Genomic DNA, 693 nt, shown 5'->3' with positions numbered 1-693 from the left:
ATGATCAGGGCCGAGAGCATTGCAACGTCGTGCCGCCTGCAGCCCTCGACCACCGATTCCACGTAGGCGTTGGTGAATGCGCCGGGACGGAGCCCGTTGGCACGCATTCTTTGCTCCACATCGTCATTGAAGCTCTGCAACCAACTGGAGAATGTGGCGTCGATCAGGTCCTGCTTGCAGTAGAAGTGATGGAACATCGCGCCGCGGCTGACGCCCGAGCATTCAAGGATCTCATTGACGGTCACCGAAGACCTTCCATTGCGGACGATAAGCGCTGCCGTTTCGCGAATGAGTATGCTGGGCACACGCACGGACGAACTGTGGATAGCGTTCAAGAGTGTATTCCTCGAGTAGCGGACGACGAACGATCCGCCAGGCCKGTACGGCCTGGCGGGTTGCCGTTCGAGCCAGTCAGTGATGCGCCGCGGATGCTTCGCTTTCGGCGCTCTTCCGGGAAGCGATGGGCCTGCCGATYTCAATCTCCGGGTCCCCCTTCTCGGGCTGCCATGCYCCCAGTGCCAGCTGCACCTGCACGTGGGCCATCAGCAGCCCGGCCTGTGCCGCCGCRAGCTCTCTGCGCGCCTTCTCGTGCAGCGCCTGCTGCTGCAGGCCGGCATCCTTCGGTTCGATTCCGGCGTCCACGCGGGAAGAGGCATAGGCCGAAGATCTGCTGCTGAGTGCCTCGGCATTTAC

General features: G+C 62.3%; 1 protein-coding gene and 1 pseudogene. Both read right to left on the bottom strand.

Annotated features, from left to right (window positions below; genetic code table 11):
- On the bottom strand, positions 1 to 335 hold a 335-nt coding region (locus tag D7T59_RS21140; protein ID WP_180853543.1), incomplete at its 3' end, for a TetR/AcrR family transcriptional regulator.
- Between the two features lie 76 nt (positions 336 to 411).
- Positions 412 to 693, bottom strand: a pseudogene (locus D7T59_RS21135) (TolC family protein); the annotation flags it as partial.

Origin of the sequence: Stenotrophomonas maltophilia, from assembly GCF_013464915.1 — a bacterium.
GTDB lineage: Bacteria > Pseudomonadota > Gammaproteobacteria > Xanthomonadales > Xanthomonadaceae > Stenotrophomonas > Stenotrophomonas maltophilia_AT.
The sequence above is the reverse complement of the archived record's forward strand: the minus strand, read 5'-3'. Positions and strand labels throughout refer to the sequence as shown.